Here is a 4,643-nt window from a genome sequence, read left to right on the forward strand (position 1 = left end):
CGCGAAACCATCAAACAGCGTCGCTTGCTTCATCGAGATGCAGCGGCCTAATGTGACAAACCTGATGGACCAGAGCCTCCGTTAGCTCACGCCGCCGGTTGTCCCAAAAACCCTGACGACGGACAGGTTCGTCACAAGCGGACGTACTCAAAGCCCGAGAATGCGTCACGACCGGCGGCCTCCGTCACTCTCCAGTTGAGAAACATCCTCCACGATCTCCTGCCGCAGCTGTGGCCCCTTGGCGAGGCGCCGGCCGAGTGCGCGGGTGTAGGCTGCGTAGCGCTCGGAGAGCTTGGCCCGCGTGGCCTGGGCGGCGGGTTCGGGCAGCGCGGGGGTGGTGGCGAGCCAGAAGCGGATGAAGGTGGCGAAGGCCTCGGTCGAGATGCCGAGGTCGCGCTCCAGTCGCGCGAGGCGGCGATCGATCTGGCCGAGGCGCCTGGCAAGAGCGGCCTCCTGGCGCTCGGCACTGTCGGGGGACAGGAAGGAGGCGATCGCAGCCTGGGCGATCAGGGACATGGACTGGTCGCGCTGGGCGGCGTAGTGGGCCAGCATGTCCATGATGTCGGGCTCGAGATAGACCGAGATCTGCGCTTTCTTCGTGCGACCTGCCATGGCGATCACAGCTCCATGCCGTCATTGGGATTGAGGCTGACCTGCCGCGCCACACCTTGCATCAGTCCGGTCATGCGGCGGTTCCGGGTGGCGACGTCCTCCATCTCGTCGTCGCGATCCGTGTCGAACTCGAACTCATTCTCGATGGGCTGGCTTTTCTCGACCGGCTTGACGCGGCTGAGCTCGGGCTGATGCCGGTGTTCGGAGCCGGTCGGGTCATCGTCTCGACCTTCGTCCGCTGTGCTCCCGGCCGTACCCTCCTGGGGCCTGGGCAATGGCAGCGCGGTCCAGTCATCGTGTTGGACGGTCGGGCCACGAGAGGGCGTTGGCGGCGGCAGGAGCCGGTCCCGGAAGCGCGCATCCTCGTAGTAGCGGGCCTTCTTCGCCCGGATCGGCGGGGTGCCGGCGACCATGACGATCTCGTCCGTGGGCGGCAACTGCATGACCTCGCCGGGCGTGAGCAACGGGCGGGCGGTTTCCGAGCGCGATACCATGAGATGACCGAGCCAGGGCGATAGCCGATGGCCGGCGTAGTTCTTCATCGCCTTCATCTCGGTGGCGGTGCCGAGCGCATCGGACACGCGCTTGGCGGTGCGCTCGTCGTTGGTGGCGAAGCTCACCCGGACATGGCAGTTGTCGAGGATCGAATTGTTCGGCCCGTAAGCCTTCTCAATCTGGTTCAGCGACTGGGCGATGAGGAAGGCTTTCAGGCCATAGCCGGCCATGAAGGCAAGCGCGCTCTCGAAAAAGTCGAGCCGGCCGAGCGCGGGGAACTCGTCGAGCATGAGCAGCAGACGATGGCGTCCGCCCTTGGCCTGCAGGTCCTCGGTGAGCCGCCGACCGATCTGGTTGAGGAGGAGGCGGATCAGCGGCTTGGTGCGGTTGATGTCGGACGGGGGCACCACGAGATAGAGGGTCGAGGGAGCCTTGCCGCCGACGATATCGGCGATGCGCCAGTCGCAGCGCCGCGTCACCTCGGCAATCACCGGATCGCGGTAGAGACCGAGAAAGGACATGGCGGTGGAGAGCACGCCCGAGCGTTCATTGTCGGATTTGTTCAGAAGTTCGCGGGCGGCGCTGGCAATGACGGGATGCGGGCCAGCCTCGCCCAGATGGGCGGTCTTCATCATGGCGTCGAGCGTGGTCTCGATCGGCCGCTTCGGATCGGAGAGGAAGGCGGCTACGCCGGCGAGCGTCTTGTCCGTCTCGGCATAGAGCACGTGGAGGATGGCGCCGACGAGCAGCGCGTGGCTGGTCTTTTCCCAATGGTTCCGCTTTTCCAGCGAGCCTTCGGGGTCCACCAGGATGTCGGCGATGTTCTGGACGTCACGCACTTCCCACTCGCCGCGACGCACCTCCAGCAGCGGATTGTAGGCGGCGGACTTAGTGTTGGTCGGGTCGAACAGCAGCACGCGTCCATGCCGGGCGCGGAAGCCAGCGGTGAGCTGCCAGTTCTCGCCCTTGATGTCATGGACGATGGCCGATCCCGGCCAGGTCAGCAGCGAGGGCACGACCAGCCCGACGCCCTTGCCGGAGCGGGTCGGTGCGAAGCACAGCACGTGCTCGGGCCCGTCATGGCGTAGATAGTCGCGTTCATACCGGCCGAGGACGACGCCATCGGTGCCGAGCAGCCCGGCGATGCGGACCTCCTCCTTCTCGGCCCAGCGCGCCGAACCATAGGTCTCGACCCTGGAGACCTCGCGGGCCCGCCAGACCGACAGGGCGATGGCGACGGCGATGGAGAGGAAGCCGCCGGAGGCGGCGATCAACGCGCCCCGGAAAAACACCTCCGGCGCATAGGCATCGAAAAAGTACCACCACCAGAAGAAGGCCGGCGGGTAGTAGATCGGCAGGCCGAAAAGCGCGAACCACGGCGCGCCGAGTTGCGCCTGAAAGCCAAGGCTCCAGGCCACATATTGTGTGGCGCCCCAGATGGCCGCGAGCACGATCAAAAGGACGGTGAGGATCTGCCCCCAGAGGATTTTCGTCGCCGACATGATGATAATCCCTCTCGGGGGTCAGAGGCCAAGGCCGCGCTTGCGGCCGAAGCTCCAGTCGACGCCGCCATCGTCACGGGCGACGCCGGAGACATGCTTGCCGAGCTGGCGCTCCAGAGACGGCGACCAGGGCACGAACTGGAAGCCGAGCCCGTCATCGAGCATGGCGAAGCGACCGGAGGCGAGCACAAGGCGCTGGCGATAGGTGCCGGCGACATACTCGCCGGTGCCGGCCTTGTTGAACGGCAGGCCTGTCTCGGTGGCGAGCTTCTCCCCCGCGCTCTCTAGCTCGCGGCGACGCAGCGTCTCGATGAGATTGCGGGCGAAGACGACGCGCCGCCCCTGTCGTTCGGCCAGCCCCTCGCGGATGAGATGCTCGGCGCGCCGGTCGAGGGCCTGGCTCACCTCCGCGCCGAAGCCGCCATCCGACAGAGCGATGGGGTCACGCGCAATGGCCTGCCGGTCGAGCCAGGTGGCGCCGGGGGCGGTCACTTGCTGGGCGAGATCGAGATCGGAGCGCACGGCGAGTGCGACGCGCCGTTTGCCGTGGGCGTCATCGAAGGTCCGCAGCTCGACGATAGAGCCCGGCGCGCCATCACCGGCGGCATCGAGATCAGGCAGCCGGATGTGATGGGAGCGCCCGTCTACGCCATCGACGATGGCATAAGCGGAGCCGTGGAGTTCATCATCAAGGCCGCGGGCGACCAGCCGGCCGATGACCGGCACGTCGAGGCTCTCGGCGGCGAGGACATAGCTCGCGGTGCCGCGCTCGATACCGCGTTCGCCGAGGGCGCGGTGCATGCGCTTGATGATGTCGCCGCGCTCACCGAGCGTGCGCAGGGTGCCTTCCGCTTCCGGCTCCATCACCCATTGCGCGTTGCCGATCTCGGTGGCGAGGCCGAGCGCCTCGAGCTTCCGGAGGCGCCCGATCTTGAGCGCATGATGTTCATCCGGTTGTCGGCCGGGAACCGGCGCCATGTCGATGATGCCGCTCTCGCGGGTTTCGCGCATGAGCTGCCGATCGAGCTCGGTCCAGCGCTCGGCCTCGATCTGGCGTTCCAAACTCTGGCGAATGTCGAGCTCGGTGCGCGGGCCGAGTTCCTGGGTAATCAGGTCACGGGCGCGATCGCGCATGCCCTCGCTGATATAGTCGCGGGAGATCACGAGGTCCTGGCCATCGTCGCGGCGGCCTCGCACGATCAGATGCACATGGGGATGCTCGGTGTTCCAGTGATCGACGGCGACCCAGTCGAGCCCGGTGCCGAGGTCCTTTTCCATCTGCCGGGTGAGGTCACGGGTGAAGGCCCGCAGGTCCTCCATCTCCAGGGCGTCGTCGGGCGAGACGATGAAGCGAAAATGGTGACGGTCCTCGCGGCAGCGCTCAGTGAAGGCGTCGACATCCACGCTCTCGCTCTCGGGACCGAACATCTGCGCCTTATCGCCGTCGCGGGTCACGCCCTCGCGGCGAAGATAGGTGAGGTGTTGCCTGAGGGAGCCCGCGCGGGCTGTGTGTCGAACGACGCGGGCCTTCACCACGGCGCCGCGTGAGCGCGGCGTGATCCGGCGGCTGGCCTGAAGGCTGGCGACCTGCCCGCTGCCGAAACGTGAGCGGTGGCCGGCGGCGATCTTGCCGGAGCGGGAGACCCCGCCGCCGGCCTTCCGGGCCGCGGCAAGCGCCTGGGCGACGAAGGGGCGGGCCTGCTGGGCTCGGGTCGAGCGGATGCGGCCGGGACGGACGCGGAACTCGCGTTCATCGCTCATGGCGAAGCCTCGCAATGTGTAGAAATCTGCTGATTTTCAGCTATTTGGGGGACGCGTGAAACGTGTGGCTTGACTCCGCAATGTGCCGAAGCCTCGGGCAAACGCAGGCAGAACCAACATCCCGACCGCTGCGCAATGTGCGCTCTTTTATCCTGCCGTCCTAATCGGTTGTGCTTTGTCAGATCTGTTCGACATCGTCGTCTCTTCTCCATTGCATTCAATAATACGCTAAGCGGCGCCGCGCCGCACGACGGCTCCTGAGGCGAGAGTCCT

Annotated in this window: 3 protein-coding genes; all 3 read right to left on the reverse strand. The window is 66.5% G+C overall.

What is annotated here, in order from left to right; translation table 11 throughout:
• Positions 1-165: 165 nt before the first annotated feature.
• From ACO2RV_RS24870 to ACO2RV_RS24880, 3 genes are read right to left on the reverse strand one after another with little or no spacing between them, the layout of a single operon-like run.
• Positions 166-612, reverse strand: coding sequence for a CopG family transcriptional regulator (locus ACO2RV_RS24870; RefSeq protein ID WP_244450005.1), 447 nt, complete (start codon positions 610-612; stop codon positions 166-168).
• A gap of 5 nt (positions 613-617) precedes the next feature.
• On the reverse strand, positions 618-2,609 hold the full coding sequence (locus ACO2RV_RS24875; RefSeq protein WP_423296883.1) for a conjugal transfer protein TraG: 1,992 nt from the start codon (positions 2,607-2,609) through the stop codon (positions 618-620).
• A 21-nt stretch (positions 2,610-2,630) separates the two neighbouring features.
• Positions 2,631-4,370, reverse strand: a complete 1,740-nt coding sequence (locus tag ACO2RV_RS24880) for a relaxase/mobilization nuclease domain-containing protein (RefSeq protein WP_423296884.1) — start codon at positions 4,368-4,370, stop codon at positions 2,631-2,633.
• Between the last annotated feature and the right edge of the window lie 273 nt (positions 4,371-4,643).

Origin of the sequence: Ancylobacter sp. VNQ12 (genome assembly GCF_049445835.1) — a bacterium.
In the GTDB taxonomy this organism is placed as follows: Bacteria; Pseudomonadota; Alphaproteobacteria; order Rhizobiales; family Xanthobacteraceae; genus Ancylobacter.

Excerpts from the sequence above, each read along its gene's own strand:
- ACO2RV_RS24875 (WP_423296883.1), bottom strand. The coding sequence starts at position 2,609 with ATGTCGGCGACGAAAATCCTCTGGGGGCAGATCCTCACCGTCCTTTTG.
- ACO2RV_RS24870 (WP_244450005.1), bottom strand. The coding sequence starts at position 612 with ATGGCAGGTCGCACGAAGAAAGCGCAGATCTCGGTCTATCTCGAGCCC.
- ACO2RV_RS24880 (WP_423296884.1), bottom strand. The coding sequence starts at position 4,370 with ATGAGCGATGAACGCGAGTTCCGCGTCCGTCCCGGCCGCATCCGCTCG.